The organism is Legionella sp. PATHC035, from assembly GCF_026191115.1.
In the GTDB taxonomy this organism is placed as follows: domain Bacteria; phylum Pseudomonadota; class Gammaproteobacteria; order Legionellales; family Legionellaceae; genus Legionella.
On the sequence record NZ_JAPHOT010000001.1, the window covers coordinates 1296560 to 1316404 of the forward strand.

Genomic DNA, 19845 nt, shown 5'->3' on the forward strand with positions numbered 1-19845 from the left:
ACCTCATTCTTATTAATAAATATTTCCTTAAATTAGGGGTCTGCTTCGTCTGATATTTTCCCGTGGGATTGAGCAAATTAAAACAGTCCCTTTTCTTTTCAGCATGAATTGGAATGCACCGAAATTCATTCATGATAAAGAACCATGGCGATTATATTGATGTACTCTTAAGGGAGTATTAAGATAAACTCGAAATAAGAAAATAGGATTTTTTTCTTATTTCGAGTGGGTAATTAAAATGGAGCCCACTTAACATGGTTATGGATAATCTGCATTTAATGGCTTTACGTTAATTTAGCGGGCAGACTTTTAACATCAGGATTTTTTGAATAAGCATCGAGAATTTCGTTAATCAGTTGTTCCACAATACTTTCTTTCAATTCATCCTCAATCAACCCCACTTTTTCTTTCATATTATTCAATCGAGTTTCTAATTCTTTGGCCACTGAACCATTGGGAAATAATGCTGCCAAAAGACGTCTTGCTTCTGCAGGACCTAGATGACGATACAAGTGGTTTCTCACTGTAGCATCCTCAGCTGTAGTACTAAAAGCCCATAATTCAACTGGACCTAAGGTCAAGGTAAGCAACTGTACGTTCACCCCACTCTTGGTAGCATACTGCGCCAGAAAAGTTCCTCCACCTTGCCGCGGACCATGTACTCGAGTACGCAAAGCTGCTTTTGCGGTATCAGATAGCCCAAATATGGCAGTGGTTTTTTCGACTGCCTGAGAGGGTCCTGCATCCATAATGTAAATTGCGGTAGCAAAATCGATCATGACTGGATCAAAGTCATCAACTGCCTGTGACAACAAGGCAATTTGTACTTTCCATTTGCGCCCTTCGCGCATATCAATAATCACTTGCTCCCGCACCGCTGTAGATTTTGACGTACGGTGAAACTCATCGTACACGATACGTTTATGATCCTCTCTAATTTCTTGCACTCTCTCTTTATGATATTCCTTGTATTGCTCTGGAATATTATTGAGGCTTTCTTCAGTTAGATAATAGTGTCTTGCCAATACATAACGTGCCAACATATACATGACTGCAGTCTGTCTGTCTGCGGCATCCCCTCCGCTTTTCGCTACCTCATCAAGGTCTAGTGACACAACTCGCGCATCACCAATATCAAAACTGGTCACGCGTGACAAAATGGGGTATTCACGAACTGCTGCAGAAATCATGCGCGAAAATGCGTTAATCAATGATTCTCCAGTTGGTGCTGTAATTCGTTCGTAGAGATCTTCAATAGACGGAGTACGACAAATCGATGCGGCATCAGCCAATAAAGGCATTGCATAACGTTGAGCCAGCATCGCTTCATGCACAAAGCCTGCAGAATAAAGTGAATCGGTCACTTCCCACCAAGTTGATTTTGAATCACGAACAAACCCAATTTCTTCTAAAATGCTGTCGATGAATTCCTCTACTCCAGGCGAATAGGGCGCTGGATTAAACTCATCAGCCAAACTTTTATACAGTTCATCAACCACCATACCTGCAAGATCTGGCATTCCATCGTAGGGTTTTTCTGCGCCAAGAGGAGTCGTTAGCAAGGTAATAAAGTTTACTAAGAAGGCGCGCTCTAATGCAGTGGGATAACGACATCCCAATTGGGTATCAAAGGGATTAATTGAGTATTCAGGAGTCATTCTTAAACGATGATAAGCAACGAGATGACGTTTTGATGCCGGAAGTGCTTCTTTCAGCAAAGAGATCAGTCCGCTACTTGAAGGTCCGATATCAATAATTGCAATACGGGGTAAACGTAACAAACCACCAGAGAGACATAAAGCAAGGTTGATCGCATTCGATAAAACGGATTTACCCGAACCTGGTCGTGCATAAACGAGATCAATCCACGTCGTTTGCTCTGTAGAGCCTGGCTGGAAGGGCCAAGGCTTACCATCGGGCGTTCTAAAAAGTAATGCGCCTTTTAGCCAAGGTGATGCCGGACGGGTAATAGGCAGTATCGAAACCACCGAACTGAGTGGAGCAACTGTAGGCACTGCGGTACTGTTTAGCGTGGCAGCTAACATGCCAGAAACAAAACCACCGAATGGATCACCACAAATCTCAGAAACGTCGGTTGAGCCCCAGCCCTCAATTGCCTTGACTAACTCAGAGCTGCGTTGCCGCAATAATGCCAATCGGTCTTCAGGTGCCCAAGTGGTTGCTACAACCCGCAATCGGACAATGGACTCATCGGTATTGAGTTGTATGTATTTCAATAAATTTACCGAATCACTGATCAAACGATTTTGTGCTGAACTAAAGGTTAAAATCGCAGCCAATAGACCTTTAAGTTTAATCGTGGCAAGCCCTTCGCTTTCGATCAAAAAGGAAATTCGCCAGGGAATATGGGCTGGCAATATACGTGTAAATAACTGAATAAAGGGTCTAATGTCTTTAGGGAATAAATCAATATAGGTTGAAGAGTAAATCTTGTCCCCTACCCTAACGGTACGCAAATCCAATACTTCCGCATCACGAGGAAATACTTGTTTCGCTAATGAGGGCCATAATAAATCGGAAGCATCGCCTTCGAAAGAATTCACTTCCCTGACTGTTACCTTATCCCCAGGTAAACTTGCCCGCCAATCATCTGCAGTATAATCTGGATCAGACGTCATACGAATTGCATGGATTGCCTCATGGACTTCGAGTAATTTAGCGAAAATATGCAGCGAATCGAAATCATTCATTACCGAACGAACGTAGGCATCATGAGTATCACGTAATTCAGGAATGGCAGCATAGATAGTCTGGCTGTTTTTAAAAGGAGGCGCCTTAGTATCCTTGATCATCTTAAATTTAGCTTTGGTTGCTGCCTTTAATTGCTCCGAAGGTAAATTGAATGGTCGGGTTATCAGTACAAAATAGACACGCTCTTCGGCACAATACTGAGCCATATAGTTGACTCGTTCTTCAAATAAGTCAGTTAAATTCAGTTCAAGTCGTTTTGCCGTTGCTGTGGCAGGTTCATAAGTGTCTTGAATCAATTTCCTTATGTTTTGTTTATCATGACTAAAATAAACCTGTAAGGCATGTCCTGGACGCCCCATTGCCCCTTGAAATGAGTTGGTTATACCGGCAATCAAATTTTCAAATTCTGCCGCACCTACAAGGGCAGATACCCCTTCCACTTTCAAAATTGATATTAAAGAACCATCATGATTGACCAACACAGTTGGACTATCAGCTGTTTCCAATTCGATATAAGATTCTGTTGTTTGCTTGAGCGATGTACTTAGCCAGGCAAAGAAGGTATCTATTCCTTCAAAAAAAGATTCTGACCAATGCGCCATTCCCTAACCTCACATTTAACTTGAAATTTCTTCTAGTGCACTCGCCGCCCATTTTTCAATTTGTTTGCGGAATTTAGCTCTTGAAGGCAATAGAAGTATGTTTTTAAATAATTGAGCTCTTCTCTCTTCGTCACTGACCCCTGCATCAATCATTAACTGACCAAATATTGCAGGATCACTCGTTCCTTCGCCAAATTTTTCCTCTACAAGTTGTGAGCGAAATTTGAATGCTCGATAAATATTCTGTGCACTCGATTTATAACCCGTATCATTTGTAATCGCACAAAACAACACATGGCATATGCTATTTAATTCAGCTTGGGTCAGTTCGGGAAGATAAATTAACGTACCCCCACCGTAACCACCGACACCTACCGACTCAACAAAAAAACACTGCGCACAGAAACAACAAGAAGTCACCAAATTTTCTAACTTGTTGTTCGCATAATTATTATCAAGATTAACTACTTCTTGAAATAAACGTGCTTGGAATCCACAAAATCGACAAGTATATCTATCTCTTTGAAATACTTTTTGCTCAAACGCCTTAAATCGTTCGTCAACCTTTCTGGCAGAATATAAACGCCATGATCCCGGCGTAGCCATTAATTTTAATTTATTTTGTTCTTGATTAACTGCCATATCCTCGGCTCACATTGAATAGAATAAACTTTATTGGCAATTATCCGTTTTAATACCCATTAAAAGATCCTCTTCCCCTGACGGGGAGAGGATCAAAAATGAATCTTATCCTTTATTATTAAAAGCAACTGCTAAGTTACTAACAGGCACTTTATTAGTATACTGTTCCAGTAGGTCCAGCAGTTGTACCACCGCTACCTCCGAACATTGTTGCTCCAGTTACCCCTAAAATTGAAGGTAGGAACAATAAGGCCGCAGCGATAAAAACTAATGCGATTGGAGTACCTATTGGAATTTGGGTTGGGTTATCTTTGTGCTGTTTAAATTTCATAATAGCACCGATTGAAAATCCCAATCCAGCCAGATAAGAACCTGCAGTGATTAATTTGGTCAAGTTTGTAAATGACCCAGTAATGTTTGATGCCATCTGCCCTACGGATATTCCCGTTCCGGATGCAGCTGCTGCATCTTGACTCACTAAAGCCAGTAAACTTAAGCAAATGAAACTGCTTAACCAATATTTGTAATTAGATTTGCTAATGAGTTTGCTCTTCACCTTTTTCTCCTCAAATTTAAAATGACTAAAACTAATTAAATCAAAAAAATCGTACCTTCGGTCTGTTACGATGCCCCATATAAAGTGTTGTTGATCATTTCTAGTGTACCTACGATGTTGATTGCTAATATTCCTCCAAACACATGAACTAAACCTTTACCTGTCCCGCCTGGTGGTTGCCCTTGCGAAGCGGAACGCGCAATCAATACCCATCCTCTCACGAAAGCGACTAAACCAATGACCTGGATGATAATCGTTAAAGGTCTTCCAACGACACTTCCAGTACCGAACAAAGTATCAAGTGTCGGGTTATTACTACTCACCGGTGCATAAGAAAGAACATTTTGATAACCAAAAGTCGTTACCATCATTGATGAAAAAGCCGTTGGAAAATAAATAAATATCGCACCAACTAATAAATACATCACTGGTTCTTTGATACTTGTATTATTCGACATCATCGTACGAGCCTCGCCATACACCTTTAAACTATAGATGGCTTTAAACAAAAAGGCACATCCAATCAGATATGCACCTCCTGTAATCAAGCGCTCTACAGGAATCAACGAATTTGCGATGTTAGTTAATATATTTACCTGACCCGATATCCAGCACGCTACTGATCCGCCTGTACATGTATCAGCCATACAAACCTCAACTATCTTCTTGACTAAACCTAATTACTCGCCCGGAACTTGTTAAAACTCGACCTTGCATAGAATCGATTAGTCTTACAGTTCCATATCCTGCGATTTTTGTTCCTTCTCTTACTGTAAGTGTAGAACCATTTGTGCCAATTAGCCAAGCCCGACCAGGAATTACTGCATTTATATAGTAAATAATTTGTGGAGTTAAGGTACGAACACGGGCAACGGGCTTAACAGGCTTAGGTTTTGTTCGCTCCATTAACACATTAATTACCTCGGATTGTTTCACTACTTGATTATTTAAATCAGTGATCATCTGATTCAGTTTTGTAATTTGAGCATTTAAGGCATTGACATTATTATTGACATTCCCTACCTGCTGACTCATTGAGCTAACCTCAGATTGAACCGTTTGCTGACTAGCTTCAATAGAGGCAACTTTTTGTTGTAACTCTGAATTATTTTCCTGCGTAACCTGAGGTTGTGGTTGAACCACTGGTTTTGGCTGAACAGGTTCTGGTGGAATTTCAGTTTGGGTAACCTGTGGTTGTGGTTGTGGTTGTGGTTGCGGTTGCGGTGAGGGAGTAATTTCCGCCACAGGAGCAGGATTTAAATTCTCCTGAGGAGTAGTCGGAGTAGTTTTAGAGAACATCCCTCCGATAAATTTATACATCAACATAATAAAAACAATGATACCCACTGTAATTAGAGCATTACGCTTAATATTCTTTCCAGGCTCCACTCCCCCGGGTCTTGCAGGAGTAGAACCTTTGGTATCAAACTCTGAGGTCTCCAGAGGCTCATTCTCAAGAGAGTCTAACTCAGCAAACTTATACTCATCATTTTGATCATTATCTGCCATTTTTACCTGCCATCAAATTAAAAAGATTTCACATCCTGAGTAAATAAAACGCCTACTGGGGTTCCAGAATAGACCTCAACAGTTGTAGGTGTATTAAATAACACTTGTGCTTGCTGCCCCCAAGTCTTACCAACAGTTGCTAGACCAATTACAGCATTTTCCAGAGTAGAACGGCCAACACCATTAGCTACGGTTACGTTATTGCCGCCACCTGTTCCACCAATGGTGACTGTTGTATTGGCAGACTGGAATGCATTACCAAAGCCCTCTAAAAAGGAAGAAGCAAATAATGAGCCGTATCGCAACAAGTAATGATGATTGGTTCTACTGGCAAGAGCGGTTCTTGCCGTATTCGGATCAATTGCATATGCAGAAATTGGAATTGTTTTAGGTGCACCTGGAATAGACATGGTATTAAATGTAATAACCATTTTGTTTGCGTTTGAAGGTAAATTAAAGCTACCAATTAATTTGGCTCCCTTAAGTCTTCCTGAAACAATGCTCGCAAGAATAGGGCCTGGCTCATCACTATTCACTGAAGTATCGATCACAGCGAAAAGCACATCTCCTGTTTTAATCATATTGACTTGAGTCACCGATGTATTGGTGGTTTCAGTCACTGTGGCTCCACCAGGAGCAACCCCAGACGCTGCTGCTACAGCTGCTGCAGCGGGCTCTTTTTCTGCATCGCCAGCAGTATAATTCTGTGTTGGCACATTTTTCCATTCAGCAATTAATTGATTTGCAGCCGCTAACATGTCAGAACTTTTTTGTTGAATTTTTTGCTGATATTTTTGTTCTGCTTGTTGCTGATTTTGTCTGTTTATAATCGCCTGCAATTGTTGGTTGCTGGCAGCAGAGCCTGGCATTACGGCAGCTCCTGCTGGCCCTTGTCCAAGAGTTGGTACTCCTCCAATGTTAAATGCACCGGGTTGCAAATTCGGAGCCCCCAAACCTGCGACCTGGGCCCCTTCGGGAGCAACGGCCAAGTTTTGTAATTCAGCAGGACTGAAACCAGCATTTTTTAAATCAGCGGCATTATAGCCAGCATCAGCCAAATCTTTGGCACTAAAACCTGCTGCTTTCATTTCAGCTGCCGTAAATCCAGCATCCTTTAAATCTTTAGCACTAAAACCCGCATCTTTTAATTCCTTGGCATTAAAACCTGCATCTTTTAGGTCTTTAGCACTAAAACCCGCATCTTTTAATTCCTTGGCACTAAAGCCTGCATCTTTTAGGTCTTTAGCACTAAAACCCGCATCTTTTAGATCTTTAGCACTAAAGCCTGCATCTTTTAATTCCTTAGCACTAAAGCCCGCATCTTTTAGGTCTTTAGCGCTAAAACCCGCATCTTTTAAATCTTTAGCACTAAAACCCGCATCTTTTAAATCTTTAGCACTAAAACCCGCATCTTTTAATTCTTTAGCAGTAAACCCGGCGTCTTTTAAATCCTTAGCGCTAAAGCCCGCTGCTTTTAATTCAGCGGCTGTAAAACCCGCGTCCTTAAGCTCTTTTGCTGTATAACCAGCATCTTTTAAAGCCTTTGCAGAACACCCTAGTGTTCTCTTGATAGTCAAAGCACTAACCCCTGCAGCTCTCGCTTTCTTCAATGATTCAACACTGCAATCAGCGACACGTCCATTTGCAATAACATCTGCTGGAGTCAAGCCTGCATTTTGCAAATCCTTGGGGGTAAATCCTGCAGCAAGAAGCTGTGCGGGAGTAAATCCTGCATCAAGTAATGATTTAGCATCATAACCCGCATTTTTTAATGCCTCAGCGCTACACCCATTCAATTCTTTGATTCGTTTGGCAGAAACACCTGCTGCAAAAAGTTTTTTCAGATTATCGGGATTACAGCCCGCTGCCTTGATTTGGTCATCCGTCAAAGGGGTTGCCGCGCTAATTTGCGCTGGAGTGAAACCGGCATTGGCAAGCTCTGCATCAGTAAAACCAGCAGCTTTTAATGCTTGTGCACTACATCCAGCATATTTTTTAATCAGAGTTGCGCTAACTCCTGCTGCTCTTTCCCTCTTTAACGCGTCAACATCACAGCCCGCCTTTTTTACATCATCCGGAGTGATACCTGGCGGAAGTTCAGCCTGGGCGGCTTTTATATCGGCCGCAGAATAGCCTGCTTTGGCAAGATCCTCGGGTGTAAACCCGGCATTTAGTAGATCCCTTGCACTAAATCCTGCCGCTTTTAATTCCTCTGGAGTAAAACCGGCTCGTTTTAAATCAGCGGCGCTAAATCCTGCATCGCGTAGTTCTTTAGCAGAAAATCCGGCCGCTTTTAGTTGTTCTGCAGAACAACCGCTAATTCTTCGAATTGCTGAAGCGGTGACTCCTGCTTTACGTAACTTAGTCAATGCTTCGACATTACATCCCGCTTTTAATACATCTGCGGCGGTTATTCCTGCCGGCAAACCGCTGGCTCTCGCTATCTCCTCTGGGGTATATCCAGCGCCCTTCAATTCATCATCAGAAAAACCTGCATCTTTAAGTTCTTGGGCAGTAAAACCCGCATTACGTAATTCACAGGCATTAAAGCCACAATCCCTTAACCTAGAAGCTGTATATCCCGCATCTTTTAGTTGTCGTGCATTATATCCAGCTGCTTTTAATTCTTTACAGGGGCATACCGGGCTTAACTCTTTTAAAGAATAACCGTTGTCTCTTAACTGAGCACAGTTGCATGCTTCCTTCAGATCAGCTAACTGAGCTCCTTGGCCTACAACTTGTTGGACAACAGTTTTTGAACAACCACCGTTTTGTAATGTTTGCAGCCAAAGAGTTTTTTGAGCACCTTCTTCATTTTCACGTGCGAGTGTCGCAAATCCTACACCACTTTGCCCACCTTGAGAGCCGATCACTCCAACCCCCTCCCCCAGGGCTTGAGTTCGGATAATTGTGGGAATAGCACTCCCCCCAGTTTGCGCTGCTTTTTGTGCTTGATTAATATTTTGCTCTTCCTGCAATTTGGCATATTGAGCTGTTGGGTTAAGAACACCAGGAATAGACTGTATGGCTCCGGGAGCATGTCCAAGTGTCGCTTCTGCCGAAGGTCCGGTACCTATTGATCTTAATTTGATATACCCTATTACTACAGCTATTACTAATAATGCTACTGTAAAAATGATAATAACTCGGGTACGAGTGTTTGAAAAAAGTGATTTAATATTTTCTTTTCTGCCAGCCATTTATAACCCTTCTACCTTGAGCTGCATGACCTTCCCATGCCAGGAAACCAATAACACCGGAGATTTGTGCATTTCATAAGCATGCGTCCCATCTGCGCTGGTCATACTTGCCAACCAGCCCGGTGACAATATCGTAAGATTTGTTCTAACGTACATTCTGTCATTAACTAACCAAGCACGCGCATCTCCGCCAGTAATACCCAGTCGTTTACTTCCAGGAGGGGGCACACCATCTAAAACATGAAGAAGTAATTCACTGGCTGAAGGCGGAATCCCAGTTTCTAGTGGCATAGCTTTAGCATTCGGCCCCAATCCTTGAACGCGCAGATCAACCCGATAATCAACCGCTTTTTGCCCTGGTATTAGTGTGAGCATTACGGGGGTATTTAGACCTCTCAGACGCACAGCCAAATTTCCATAATTGTATAATTTCAATGCTTGAATCATTATCGTGTTGCTTGTTTTATCCCATTGAATATTAAATGAATTAGGGTCTCCCAAATCATAAGCGGCAATAGGCCATGGAGCCCCAGATGAATCCAGAAAAACCAATGAAGAAACAAACCCTTGTGCCAAACGAATAACAGGCGGAGTTGATCCCGGAGACAAATTCACAAATTGAGAGGTCGCTGTAGGTTTTGGTGGTGTGCCTACAGGCGAAGCCTTAGCATACTCCATGGTTTCACTTAATTGTTTTAAATGAACAACTTGCTCCGTATTCATTGGATAGAGGGTCCTTGTCATATCTTTAAAGGCCTTATTCTCAATGACTTCTTCATCGCTTTGGCTAACGATCTGCGGCGCATTAGGATTCGCTGCATTTGCAGCAGGACTTTCAGGTCGTTGCGGTGCACTATAAATATTCCCAGCAAGAGGAATAGGAATATTTGGCCCTTGTTGTGCTGCGGGCGGATTTTGTGCCGGAGTGGCATTGTTTCCTGCTTGAGCTGGGCCGGCAGGAGGAATTTGTCCTGGTGGTTGATTTTGTGCTGCTGGCTGATTTTGTGATAAGCGCTGTTGCAATATACGTAACTGCTGTAAGGCTTGCTGAGCACTATCGGTTGACTGATCCTGCGCGTACGTAGGATCAGGCACCGAATAGACAATGCCATACAACAAACAAAACTTTAAAAACCAGTTCAGCTTTTTCATTAAGACACTCCACCTGTGGCAGGTCCAACAACAAATTGCGATATACCTATTCCTCTAGGCGAATTTAAAGTAGAAACACGAGTAATTAACATAGTAACCACATTATTTTGTTGAGTAAACTCACTGGCACTCTGATAGGTTACTAATATAGGCATTTGTACTCGCCATGAAAAGTTTCCATTCAACACGCCCTTTTGCAAAATAATAGGAGCTCGTGTTGCCACTGCTGAAACAATCAATTTTTTGGCCTTAACTGCATCCAGGTTGTTTGATTGTTGTAAAGCGCTTAAAAATTGGTCCCAGCCTTCGGGAGTAAAGAATCCAGACGAAGCCTGTAATTCGTCGCGATAGTTAACAAAATTGTAAGTAAATGCGGCAATAGCAGCCTGATTCGCCCATTGCAATACAGCAGAATCCGATTGGTTCGGTTCATTTAAGGGGAATAGCGGTGTAATGCGACCATTAATGCTGGTTGCAAAATATTTAGGGGCTGGCGGATGTGTAATCATGTACACTAATAGCGCAGCTAAAACAATATTGATAATGAGAGCAATTAACAACGCAAGCATTACCTTACGTTGGCTGTCTTTATAAAATTTGTTTCTCAGTGCGACAACTGTCAAGGAATCTTCAGCCATAATATCCTCTATTTATTGCTTATTGTGGTATCAGTTTATCCTCATTCTCCGCAGGCGGATCAGGAGGAAGTAACGCGTTCGATGAATAATTTGGAGCCAAAAGAGGCTGCAATTGAATGGGAGGTGCTACACCACTCGTTGCGTAATAATCTCGTTCAGGCTCTGTTAAATGGATGTAAGCAATTAAAACGCAAAAAATGCAATTCAATATCAGAGAAATAATCAAAGCAATTAACCCGCGTCTATAGGAGTTAACGTAGAAATTCTTACTTCTTTTTATCAAATCCCATGTTTCACGACTCATTATTTCCCCTACGCCACAGCTCGCCTGAAAGTAATTTCTACCCTGGCGTTAACTGAATTATCACCGCCTTGAGTGAATGAAATAATAGGCTTATCACTACCTAATCCCTGTGTAAAGATAAAACGACTATCTACTCCCTGGGACCACAGGTAATCACTAATAACTCTCGATCTGGCTAAAGTTAATGCATGCTCTCTTTGTGGCGATACATACTTGTTGCTGTAACTGGCTATATTAATTGCAATCTTGCGAAATTGCTTCAGGAACACAACAATTTCATTCAACAAAGGATAAGACTTCCATTTCAGACGCGGTGTTTCTGGTTCAAATAAGTAACTGGCTGGAATACTGATCATATAATCCTGGCCTATTGTAATTACTTTTACTCCCTTCTTATTTAATTTTTTAGCGAGCTTCATAATGGTGGCATCACAGGCACCAAGAACCTTACATGGGTATTTGGGTTCATCTTTTTCTAACGCCCAATAGTCACCCTTGCAGGCATTTAACATTAACAAGGCAATTAAACCCACAGCCCGAATTAGATTAATACGCACCGATCTCACTCACTATCCTCATAGTTTAAAATATTTATTTTAAAATGATTCTGACTGTAGTCCTTTTGTCTGTTCAATCTTCAAAGAAAAACATACAAATCATTACGTTACAATGAATTCGATAAAATAGCTATTTTTTTAAAAATTTATTTATTTTTTTACACTTACTTGAGTAAAAACACGGCGCTCCGAATTATTTTTTTGCAACAATGGAAAAGACAATTGACTTCATTCGAAACCTTTCTGTCGTGTGATAAATAGAGAGGGCGTGCAGAACGAGTAGGGATACGCAAAGAGATGGGGATTTGAACCTATAACAGTTCAACGGGGTCTAATCAATAAAGTTTAAGTATAAAAGATAGAACAGTGCCCAATAATTTACCGTGAAAAACATCAGGCAGGAACCCACGGGATCAATTTTTCAGTAATGGATCACCATGTGCCCTACCTTAGCTACACTAGCTCTCGCTATTCTTCAGCTTTTTTATTTGCATTATCACGTTCAGTAGCAATTTTCGCTGATAAAGTTCTTACTAGGTCAGTCAAATCATCTGGAGCAATAACATCTCGTTCTTCCGGAGGATAGCTTGTTGCCAATTGGAAGTCCTTAATCAGTTCATTCGCAACCGTACCCGCATATTTATCCTTCGCACCAGACAGGCGTTCAATATTCATCATTTGATTACGTGTTTCATTAATAGGCAGTAAAGGCTCAGAGAATGTAGCCTTATCACTGACTAAGATTGGTGGGGCACCAGGATTTTCTCGTAAAGCACTGAATATTGTCAATGCACCTTCGACTTCCTCCTCGATCAGATCTTCAACGGGTTCTGGTTCATTATGACCATGAAACGCAATTAAAGCCGAGACTCCTCTCTCAATGGGCTCTTCGATAGGTGATTCGCGTAATAACTTGGTAATTAGGGTAATTTCCTCATTTTCCACGGTCTTATTTATCGACAAATCGCCACTGTCTAAGATGGCTTGGAATGAGATTAATTGCTTTTGTAATCTCATTAAATAATCGTCTGGAGGAGCTTCTACCTTTAAAAATTGATTTAATTTTAATTGCTTAACAGGTTTAGGATTCGCATAAAACATTCGAGCACGGACAATTTTTGACTTGAAGAATATATGTGCCTCACCTTCTGTTTGCTCTTTTAAATCCAATAGATCAACACGAGCCCGCTTTTCAAACGAAGAACTTTTACTATCCATATAAGTATTTGCAATGCTGGTGTCTTTGGCTTGAAATGAATCCACTTTGGTTACATAAGCTTCGCCAGCTGTTTTAGTAAAGAAATCCCAGGTTTCCGTTGGGTCTTCCAATTTCATACAGATTTTAATGTTCGTGTTTGCACCGATAGATGCAGCCTCTTCTTTGGATGCCTTTTGGAATGCGGGTAAATCTTGTCCTGCAAAAATTGCAGAGAATCCCAAAGAACGAGCCTGTGCAGGCACCACTGCAAACCCTTGAACGGCATAATATCCATACTCATCAAGGATACACATATAAGGAGTCGGCGCATTAGTTGGTTTTCTCAAGATTACGTCTCGATAATCCCCTTCAACGTCTTCTCCCAAACCTGCAGCCATCATCGCTTTTAACGAAGAAACAATAATCTTCCCTAAGTTGGATAACTCGTCCGGAGATTTTTCCAAAGCGGGCAAAAGTACAACGAGAATTCTTCGATTCAATACCACGTCCTTGAAATCGACCTCTGCGAGATTGGTACGCACAATATGTCCATAAGTATCGGCCAAAGAGGAGAACGCTCTGACCAACTGCATGGTAATAAAACCATGTTGCTCCAAGACCTGTGATACTTGCTTGCCTTTTTTCTCTTTATTATAACCTGGCAAAGTACCCAGGTAGTTACGTAATGGGTCGGTAACTAATTTTGGAATTTGTTCGATATTAACACTTTCCTGATTATCTCTGGGGAAAATTTTATCAACGACTATGGTTTCTAATCGGGTTAAATCAAAGTAGTTACGGATGGTATCAGCATCCAAAAGTATCGCACCCTCATCACGCATATAAACCAAAAGGCGCATTAAAGCTTCAACGAAGGCAATCGCACGGCCTTTCCACATATCCCCATCTCCGCCTCCTTTTGAGTCGCCCATCAAACTGACAACCAGTTGGGTTAACATGCTGGAAGACCCTTGGGAGAAAGGGTTAAACGTATTCGACAGTCTTTTTTCTTGTGGACCGATAATATCTCGTGCACCAGTCATGAAGTTAATCAGCAGTAAATCGTCCTCGCGCCCCATGCTGCGGACCATGGAAAAAACTTTAGCATAGAGTGAGTTATCGCCTTTTCCGTCGACATAAATGAAACCACTACCTTGTACTAAAGCATTGAAAGCCAGTGAGACCAAACATTCTGTTTTACCGCTACCGGTGGAGCCGAAAATTAACGCGTGAGTACGCATGTCATCATTAGCAAACCATAATTCATGGCCCGTCTTACGATCGTTACCAAAAAACGCGATCCCACGGGCTATGTTGGGTTTATTCACACCCGGCTTCATATCATTATAATCTTTGACTCGAGAAATTTGAGGGAGACGGAAAGGCAGTTTTTGTTTTCGTGTATAGCTGTAAAGAAAGCAGGCAGCACCTACGAGCATGAGTAAGGTTGCTGCTTCCGAGAAATAATACGCCATAGCTGACAAAGTAAACAGAACAATCGAAATATTCGTAGGATCTGAAAAGAAATCCCCAACCCGTTGGCCAAAAGTCCGGGTGTCCCTAAGTAGGAGGGTGGGATCTAACTCATGACGTGATTCAATACCGCGCATCATGGCTCTAACTCCTGCATTTGTCTAGGGGTTAACTTAACTTCTTTTATGGCAATTTCCAAGGCTTTAATCGCTTCATCAACCATGGGCACTAAAGAACGACGACCCATTTCCTTCTCCGCTTTCCAATGAGAGAAGGGGCCTGCAACCTCGGTAAAGGGAGTTTGTCTACCAACACAATTGAGCATATACCATAAACGCCTATCAACCGGTCTTAACCATAAAAACTCAGAACTCGGAACAACCCCATCATCCCGAGACTTCTCAAGTAATGATGCCATTACAGTTAAAGTATAGGCATGTTTTGAAACAACTTCCTGGATAATTTCTGTATTTTTATATTTTTCTATTGTCGGTCTGGCCACAGAGTAATCGGGCTTACCTGCAACATAAGTTCTATCCAACACGGCTAAGATGTTGTTTGCAGCATCTCTATCCCGATTGATACGTGCAATAAAAACAGCAGCTAATGCATAAGCTTGTGGCGAGCAATGCTCAAATCCATCCCAATAAGGGCCTAATTGCAAAGTAAAAACTCGTTTTGCATCGCCTCTTCTTATTCCTGCTGTCATCTCCTGACCAGGTACTGGATTATCTAACAAAACATCTTCTTTTTTTAATAGATTGTATTTACGTGCAAACTCCATTGGAGTCAAAGCCATAGCCCAAGGACCTTTGTTTATATCTTGAGCGACTAAATCTTCTTTGACTATAGGCATAATTGCGGGCCAGTTAAATTGCTCCTGCTCCCGTAATTTTTTCATATCGTAAATTTTGCGGAATTTTAATGTGATGTTTGATTGATACAGAAACACAGCTAAAACAAGGAGGACAAGAACTACTGGGTAGCGCATGAAATCGCCAACAGCTCGTGTCGTTTCTACCAGTTGCTCCCAGTTAACCGCATTGGGATCTATGGTTTGCATGATCTGAATTAAGCTTGCTAACTGATCATTATGAACAAAGAGGTTAACGAGTTTTGCTTGCCAAATATTAATTTGAAAAACAACCATCACGATATACTGATGTCCCATTTTCCAAATAAAAAACACTGTAATAAACACGAGTACCATGACCCATATTGGACCCATGCCACTATCTTGACCTTGTTGTTGCGGTTGTTGTGCCATTAGTGATTACTTCATAGTTTATTTCTTTATAAGTATATACCGCTCCAGGATAATTTTGCGAGCGATTCATAAGCATATCGGTTCTTTAGATAACCGCAGAGAGACATATTAAATCTCACGATTCTTTAGTCAAGCGACCTCGTGAATACTTATAACTACCGCTGATATGAACAAAGCGCGTAATATTCTCTAAGTCTAAAGATTTATCTTTTAATGTTAATAAAGGGCTTCCTAGCCTGTCATATAAAATTTTATCTGGAACAAGAGGAATGATATCCGTCTTATTGATATAGATACCTACATATGCCTCATTCTGTTTGTTCTCTTTGGATTTAATTAGAGCCTTTACCTGGTCTTCCTTTTCGTAGATGGGACGAGAAATCATTTGACGTGGCAAATTAAAAATTATTCTTTCCCAAGATTGAAGATTAGAACCATCGGAAGTATATAAAGAAACGAACACTTCTTGCTGATTACCTCTCAGAGCAAGTCGATTGGCTAGATTAGTATCGGATTGAATTTGTGCTTGACTGCGCGCATTGATTTTTTTGGCAAAATTATCACGAACTCCAATTAAACGATTACCAATCGACCGGAGAAAATTAGACTTATCCCAGGGCCCATTTTGAATCGCATAATCCAATGCTTTCAGAATCGCATCATTATGCTCTTTAGTGAACTTTTCGTTTGTCATAAAACCAGATGTTTGTTTAAAAGAAAAATCAATGCAGTATTATGGAGTATAACAGTAATTTCGATTATATAAACAAGATAAAGTCCACAAAGGGTGATGAAATCCTTTGTGGACAGACACTAAATTATTTATTTTACTTGATGGTTCTGAACTCAACTTCACGAACCGATACCAAGGCCACGTACTTCAGCAGCCTGTTCCTCTTGAGTACTCTCTTCAGAGCGCTGCTTGAGTGCTTGAAGTTGTTCCTTAGCGCCTGGGGTTTGTTGTTGCATTTCTTGATTGTTCAAAGCCTCTTTTGGCAAAGCATCAGGCCCATTGGTTATGACTTGAGCTACAATATCCAGTATCTTAGTTCCCTCTTGAAGAGGGGTTATGTCGCGACCGCTTCCAGCCATTACTGCAGCCATTTTGTTTATAGGCTCTTTTAAATTGTCAATCTGGGTCTTCAGCTCACCATCACCACTTTCATGCTTAAAAAATCCCATAACATTACCCCTAATACATAAAAATCTTTAATTACCTAGTTTATCAAAATCCATTATAAATGCATCCAAAATCATCAAAGCTTACGATTTATTTACAATATATTTTAATAAAACACACCTAGTCGTACATTAACTCGTCTAAAGGGGTATAGTCACGACTTGGTCCGCCTTGAATCAACTCATTTAGCACGTCAGTCATACACAATAAACGTAACACATTTGGTGTTACCTCATCAAAAACAACCCTAAGTCCAAGCAAAGCACCTTCTGCTTCATCAAATGTAGCCCCTAATCCATATCCAAGGCATAGGGAACACAATTGATCTGCTCGTTTCGCAATCGCAGGTAACAAACCTGTATCGGCAAAAACCTCCTCATAACTTACAAATCTATCATTAAGATAGAATTTTGCGTTTAAACTTGCAGCAATAACTGACATGCTTTTGCTAATATCTCTCTCCATATATCATCGCCACCATGGTTTTGAAGACTTAAGTGATCCCGCTAAAGTACTTCTTATCCACCTTAAAAAAACCGGCACGGTAAAACCATAATGCTCAATGATCCCAAAAAAAACGGCTGAGATTAAAACCAGTATGCCTGTCCATATTCTAATGTGCATTAGAAATAAAAATATAGGAAAAGCAGCTCGAGCATCAACTATAAAAAACCGAGCGCTACGAGCAGAATCTCTCCAATGTGCTGTTTCAGCGAACCCTGCCATATTTTTACCTCAGATAAAAAAATAAAGCTGTTAAAAAAAGTATATACCTAAATAAAAGCTTTGGCATCTCTGTCGTCGAATATTAATTACATTTTTACAACAACTCGTGCTTTAAATGAATGTTCTCGGGTGAATATTTCTGATTTTAATGGTCAAAAAAAACCTCTCTGGTTAGGAGAGGGTTTTGCAGTTACGGATGATTGCTTTTTTTATACGGATAACTGTCACAAAATAAATCATTTTTTATCCATTGGGGAATAGCCTTTTGAAAATGAGGGCCCTAGTATATTATTCAGGACTTTTTTCATTTCCAATTCCTCAGATGGTTTTGCAGAGGGCGTTAATTGAGGTGTAGCAATTTCTTCTCCAATTTTTTCATCCTGCAGACTTTCTTCAAACCGGGGTTTGTTTTGTCCAGCAGCCAGTTTCCCTAACATTTTAGAAGTACTGAATTGACTCATCTAAACTCCTGCTATTACACCCATACTAATAAGTTAGCATAAACAACTTAAGGAATTATTAAGAATAATTTTTTTTTTTATAAAAAATACTATTGAGTAGTGAGTCTGTTTTACGTTATGTTAAAACAACCTATTAGAAAAATAGGTTCAATTGTCATTTATGGATGAATGCGATTGCTCAATTTACAGAAAAAGTCAGGGCAATTGGGAACCAGTAGAGTCTCAGCAAAAGACTCTAGAAAAGGAGGAAATATGGCTAAGGGTGAAGTGAAATGGTTTAATAATGCCAAAGGTTGGGGTTTTATTATTCCAGAAAATGGTGGGGATGATATTTTTGTTCATTTCTCGTCAATTCATGGCACAGGGTACAAAACATTAGTTCCAGGACAAGTAGTCAACTACGATGTAGAAACCGGTGAAAAAGGCCTACACGCAGCTAATGTGATTGTGCTCAATGAGAATGCTGATGCTGAAATGGCTTGATTCAGTTAGCGCAGTATCATAGTGGTGCTGCGTCCATAAGCCAAAAAGATTAAATTTGAGCAAAATACTGAATTACAAACCGTCTTCCTGTATCATGGCCTCATTCTATTCAAGGTCAATGAATTACTCATGAAGCGTGGTTTGTTACTTATCAATCTTGGCACCCCTAACAGTCCAGAAATCTCGTCTGTCAGGAGTTATTTACGCGAATTTCTTACCGACAAACGGGTTATTGATCTGCCTGCTTTACTTCGCTATGTATTGGTATATGCGTTCATTTTACCGTTCCGAACAAAGCGTTCTGCTCATGCCTATCGATCCATATGGACTGAGCAAGGTTCTCCGTTACTATTCCATAGCCAGAATTTAGTAGACCAAATACAAAAAGAAGTGGGACCAGAAAATAGAGTGGTTCTTGGTATGCGCTACGGAAACCCATCGATTGAAAGCGCTTTGGAGCAGTTAAGATCTTGTGAGTCGATCACTATTTTGCCCTTATACCCACAATACTCATCAGCAGCTAATGGATCATCTATAGAGGAAGCCCTAGGCATCATCGGCACCTGGGATCTCATCCCATCAATCAGCATTATCAGTGATTTTTTTCAACATCCAGCGTACCTGAAAGCACAAGCTCAAGTTATTAAACCTTTTCTTCAGGATCAAACCCATGTTCTCTTTAGCTATCATGGGATCCCCGAGCGACAAATCACTAAAAGCAGTTGTAAATCAATTTGTACCCAATCTTGCCCTGCCTTAACGGACGATATCCACAGATGTTACAGAGCCCAATGCTATGAAACGAGCCGTTTATTGGCCAATGAACTGGGTTTGTCTGCAGGTAACCACAGTACTGCTTTTCAATCAAGACTGGGTAAAACACCCTGGGTAAAACCTTATACCGATGAAGTTCTTGCTGAATTGATCGCAAAAGGAATCAAAAAGTTAATTATTTGTTGTCCCTCATTTGTTGCTGACTGTTTAGAAACTCTTGAAGAAATAGGAATTCGTCTCCAAGAACAATGGAAAGCACTAGGAGGTCAAGAATTAATTGTCATTCCAAGTATGAATACCGACCTTTCCTGGATCAAAGCCATAATCACAATGACCAACATACAATCAGATTCTCAATTTAGGAACATCTTGTGATCTCGAAATGAATAAAAATACCTGCGAAAAGACAAT

Annotated in this window: 19 protein-coding genes; 2 read left to right on the forward strand and 17 right to left on the reverse strand. The window is 40.9% G+C overall.

What is annotated here, in order from left to right:
• Positions 1 to 284: 284 nt before the first annotated feature.
• From OQJ13_RS05825 to OQJ13_RS05905, 17 genes are all read right to left on the reverse strand, one after another.
• Complete coding sequence (locus OQJ13_RS05825) at positions 285 to 3314, reverse strand: type IV secretion protein IcmB (RefSeq protein ID WP_265709839.1); 3030 nt, start codon at positions 3312 to 3314, stop codon at positions 285 to 287.
• Positions 3315 to 3329: 15 nt separating this feature from the next.
• Complete coding sequence (gene icmJ, locus OQJ13_RS05830) at positions 3330 to 3956, reverse strand: type IVB secretion system protein IcmJDotN (RefSeq protein WP_265709841.1); 627 nt, start codon at positions 3954 to 3956, stop codon at positions 3330 to 3332.
• A gap of 154 nt (positions 3957 to 4110) precedes the next feature.
• The gene (locus OQJ13_RS05835; RefSeq protein WP_265709843.1) at positions 4111 to 4512 is read right to left on the reverse strand and encodes a type IV secretion protein IcmD; all 402 of its coding nucleotides are present in this window, start codon (positions 4510 to 4512) and stop codon (positions 4111 to 4113) included.
• 65 nt (positions 4513 to 4577) lie between these two features.
• Positions 4578 to 5159, reverse strand: coding sequence for a type IV secretion protein IcmC (locus tag OQJ13_RS05840; protein ID WP_265709844.1), 582 nt, complete (start codon positions 5157 to 5159; stop codon positions 4578 to 4580).
• Between the two features lie 7 nt (positions 5160 to 5166).
• A complete protein-coding gene (gene icmG, locus OQJ13_RS05845; protein ID WP_265709846.1) occupies positions 5167 to 6021 on the reverse strand; it encodes a type IVB secretion system protein IcmG/DotF in 855 nt (284 codons plus the stop codon).
• A 17-nt stretch (positions 6022 to 6038) separates the two neighbouring features.
• The gene (gene dotG / locus OQJ13_RS05850) at positions 6039 to 9221 is read right to left on the reverse strand and encodes a type IVB secretion system protein DotG/IcmE (RefSeq protein WP_265709849.1); all 3183 of its coding nucleotides are present in this window, start codon (positions 9219 to 9221) and stop codon (positions 6039 to 6041) included.
• Positions 9222 to 10373, reverse strand: coding sequence for a DotH/IcmK family type IV secretion protein (locus tag OQJ13_RS05855; RefSeq protein ID WP_265709851.1), 1152 nt, complete (start codon positions 10371 to 10373; stop codon positions 9222 to 9224).
• The gene (locus OQJ13_RS05860) at positions 10373 to 11011 is read right to left on the reverse strand and encodes a type IVB secretion system apparatus protein IcmL/DotI (RefSeq protein WP_058387385.1); all 639 of its coding nucleotides are present in this window, start codon (positions 11009 to 11011) and stop codon (positions 10373 to 10375) included. Before OQJ13_RS05860 ends, OQJ13_RS05855 begins: the two co-directional genes overlap by 1 nt.
• A 19-nt stretch (positions 11012 to 11030) precedes the next feature.
• Positions 11031 to 11315 carry a type IVB secretion system protein IcmM/DotJ gene (icmM, locus tag OQJ13_RS05865; RefSeq protein WP_265709854.1) on the reverse strand — a complete coding sequence of 95 codons (285 nt, stop codon included), beginning with the start codon at positions 11313 to 11315 and terminating at the stop codon, positions 11031 to 11033.
• Between the two features lie 8 nt (positions 11316 to 11323).
• Complete coding sequence (gene icmN / locus OQJ13_RS05870; protein ID WP_265709855.1) at positions 11324 to 11881, reverse strand: type IVB secretion system protein IcmN/DotK; 558 nt, start codon at positions 11879 to 11881, stop codon at positions 11324 to 11326.
• Positions 11882 to 12340: 459 nt separating this feature from the next.
• On the reverse strand, positions 12341 to 14683 hold the full coding sequence (locus OQJ13_RS05875) for a TraM recognition domain-containing protein (protein WP_265709857.1): 2343 nt from the start codon (positions 14681 to 14683) through the stop codon (positions 12341 to 12343).
• Positions 14680 to 15810, reverse strand: a complete 1131-nt coding sequence (icmP, locus tag OQJ13_RS05880) for a type IVB secretion system coupling complex protein DotM/IcmP (RefSeq protein ID WP_265709859.1) — start codon at positions 15808 to 15810, stop codon at positions 14680 to 14682. The genes OQJ13_RS05875 and icmP overlap by 4 nt, the downstream gene beginning before the upstream one ends.
• A gap of 115 nt (positions 15811 to 15925) precedes the next feature.
• Positions 15926 to 16504 carry a Dot/Icm secretion system protein IcmQ gene (gene icmQ / locus OQJ13_RS05885; RefSeq protein ID WP_265709860.1) on the reverse strand — a complete coding sequence of 193 codons (579 nt, stop codon included), beginning with the start codon at positions 16502 to 16504 and terminating at the stop codon, positions 15926 to 15928.
• A gap of 158 nt (positions 16505 to 16662) precedes the next feature.
• Positions 16663 to 16992, reverse strand: coding sequence for a hypothetical protein (locus OQJ13_RS05890; RefSeq protein WP_265709862.1), 330 nt, complete (start codon positions 16990 to 16992; stop codon positions 16663 to 16665).
• Positions 16993 to 17110: 118 nt separating this feature from the next.
• Positions 17111 to 17455, reverse strand: a complete 345-nt coding sequence (locus OQJ13_RS05895) for a type IV secretion IcmS family protein (RefSeq protein ID WP_028380919.1) — start codon at positions 17453 to 17455, stop codon at positions 17111 to 17113.
• 3 nt (positions 17456 to 17458) lie between these two features.
• Positions 17459 to 17716, reverse strand: a complete 258-nt coding sequence (icmT, locus tag OQJ13_RS05900; protein ID WP_081776875.1) for an IcmT/TraK family protein — start codon at positions 17714 to 17716, stop codon at positions 17459 to 17461.
• Positions 17717 to 17952: 236 nt separating this feature from the next.
• A complete protein-coding gene (locus OQJ13_RS05905) occupies positions 17953 to 18177 on the reverse strand; it encodes a hypothetical protein (protein ID WP_265709863.1) in 225 nt (74 codons plus the stop codon).
• A 252-nt stretch (positions 18178 to 18429) separates the two neighbouring features.
• On the opposite strand from OQJ13_RS05905, the gene OQJ13_RS05910 reads away from it, so the two are divergent.
• Together OQJ13_RS05910 and hemH are read left to right on the forward strand one after the other, a co-directional pair.
• Positions 18430 to 18660, forward strand: a complete 231-nt coding sequence (locus OQJ13_RS05910) for a cold-shock protein (protein ID WP_028380916.1) — start codon at positions 18430 to 18432, stop codon at positions 18658 to 18660.
• Between the two features lie 129 nt (positions 18661 to 18789).
• Complete coding sequence (gene hemH / locus OQJ13_RS05915) at positions 18790 to 19809, forward strand: ferrochelatase (protein WP_265709865.1); 1020 nt, start codon at positions 18790 to 18792, stop codon at positions 19807 to 19809.
• The last annotated feature ends 36 nt before the right edge of the window (positions 19810 to 19845 follow it).

What these genes read in the sequence shown, in the direction of transcription:
- OQJ13_RS05910 (WP_028380916.1), top strand. Translation starts at nt 18,430, where the DNA reads ATGGCTAAGGGTGAAGTGAAATGGTTTAATAATGCCAAAGGTTGGGGT.
- OQJ13_RS05890 (WP_265709862.1), bottom strand. Translation starts at nt 16,992, where the DNA reads ATGGGATTTTTTAAGCATGAAAGTGGTGATGGTGAGCTGAAGACCCAG.
- OQJ13_RS05905 (WP_265709863.1), bottom strand. Translation starts at nt 18,177, where the DNA reads ATGAGTCAATTCAGTACTTCTAAAATGTTAGGGAAACTGGCTGCTGGA.
- dotG (WP_265709849.1), bottom strand. Translation starts at nt 9,221, where the DNA reads ATGGCTGGCAGAAAAGAAAATATTAAATCACTTTTTTCAAACACTCGT.
- icmT (WP_081776875.1), bottom strand. Translation starts at nt 17,716, where the DNA reads ATGGCAGGGTTCGCTGAAACAGCACATTGGAGAGATTCTGCTCGTAGC.
- OQJ13_RS05875 (WP_265709857.1), bottom strand. Translation starts at nt 14,683, where the DNA reads ATGATGCGCGGTATTGAATCACGTCATGAGTTAGATCCCACCCTCCTA.
- OQJ13_RS05855 (WP_265709851.1), bottom strand. Translation starts at nt 10,373, where the DNA reads ATGAAAAAGCTGAACTGGTTTTTAAAGTTTTGTTTGTTGTATGGCATT.
- icmJ (WP_265709841.1), bottom strand. Translation starts at nt 3,956, where the DNA reads ATGGCAGTTAATCAAGAACAAAATAAATTAAAATTAATGGCTACGCCG.
- OQJ13_RS05895 (WP_028380919.1), bottom strand. Translation starts at nt 17,455, where the DNA reads ATGGAGAGAGATATTAGCAAAAGCATGTCAGTTATTGCTGCAAGTTTA.
- OQJ13_RS05840 (WP_265709844.1), bottom strand. Translation starts at nt 5,159, where the DNA reads ATGGCTGATACATGTACAGGCGGATCAGTAGCGTGCTGGATATCGGGT.
- OQJ13_RS05860 (WP_058387385.1), bottom strand. Translation starts at nt 11,011, where the DNA reads ATGGCTGAAGATTCCTTGACAGTTGTCGCACTGAGAAACAAATTTTAT.
- icmP (WP_265709859.1), bottom strand. Translation starts at nt 15,810, where the DNA reads ATGGCACAACAACCGCAACAACAAGGTCAAGATAGTGGCATGGGTCCA.
- icmQ (WP_265709860.1), bottom strand. Translation starts at nt 16,504, where the DNA reads ATGACAAACGAAAAGTTCACTAAAGAGCATAATGATGCGATTCTGAAA.
- hemH (WP_265709865.1), top strand. Translation starts at nt 18,790, where the DNA reads ATGAAGCGTGGTTTGTTACTTATCAATCTTGGCACCCCTAACAGTCCA.
- OQJ13_RS05825 (WP_265709839.1), bottom strand. Translation starts at nt 3,314, where the DNA reads ATGGCGCATTGGTCAGAATCTTTTTTTGAAGGAATAGATACCTTCTTT.
- icmG (WP_265709846.1), bottom strand. Translation starts at nt 6,021, where the DNA reads ATGGCAGATAATGATCAAAATGATGAGTATAAGTTTGCTGAGTTAGAC.
- icmM (WP_265709854.1), bottom strand. Translation starts at nt 11,315, where the DNA reads ATGAGTCGTGAAACATGGGATTTGATAAAAAGAAGTAAGAATTTCTAC.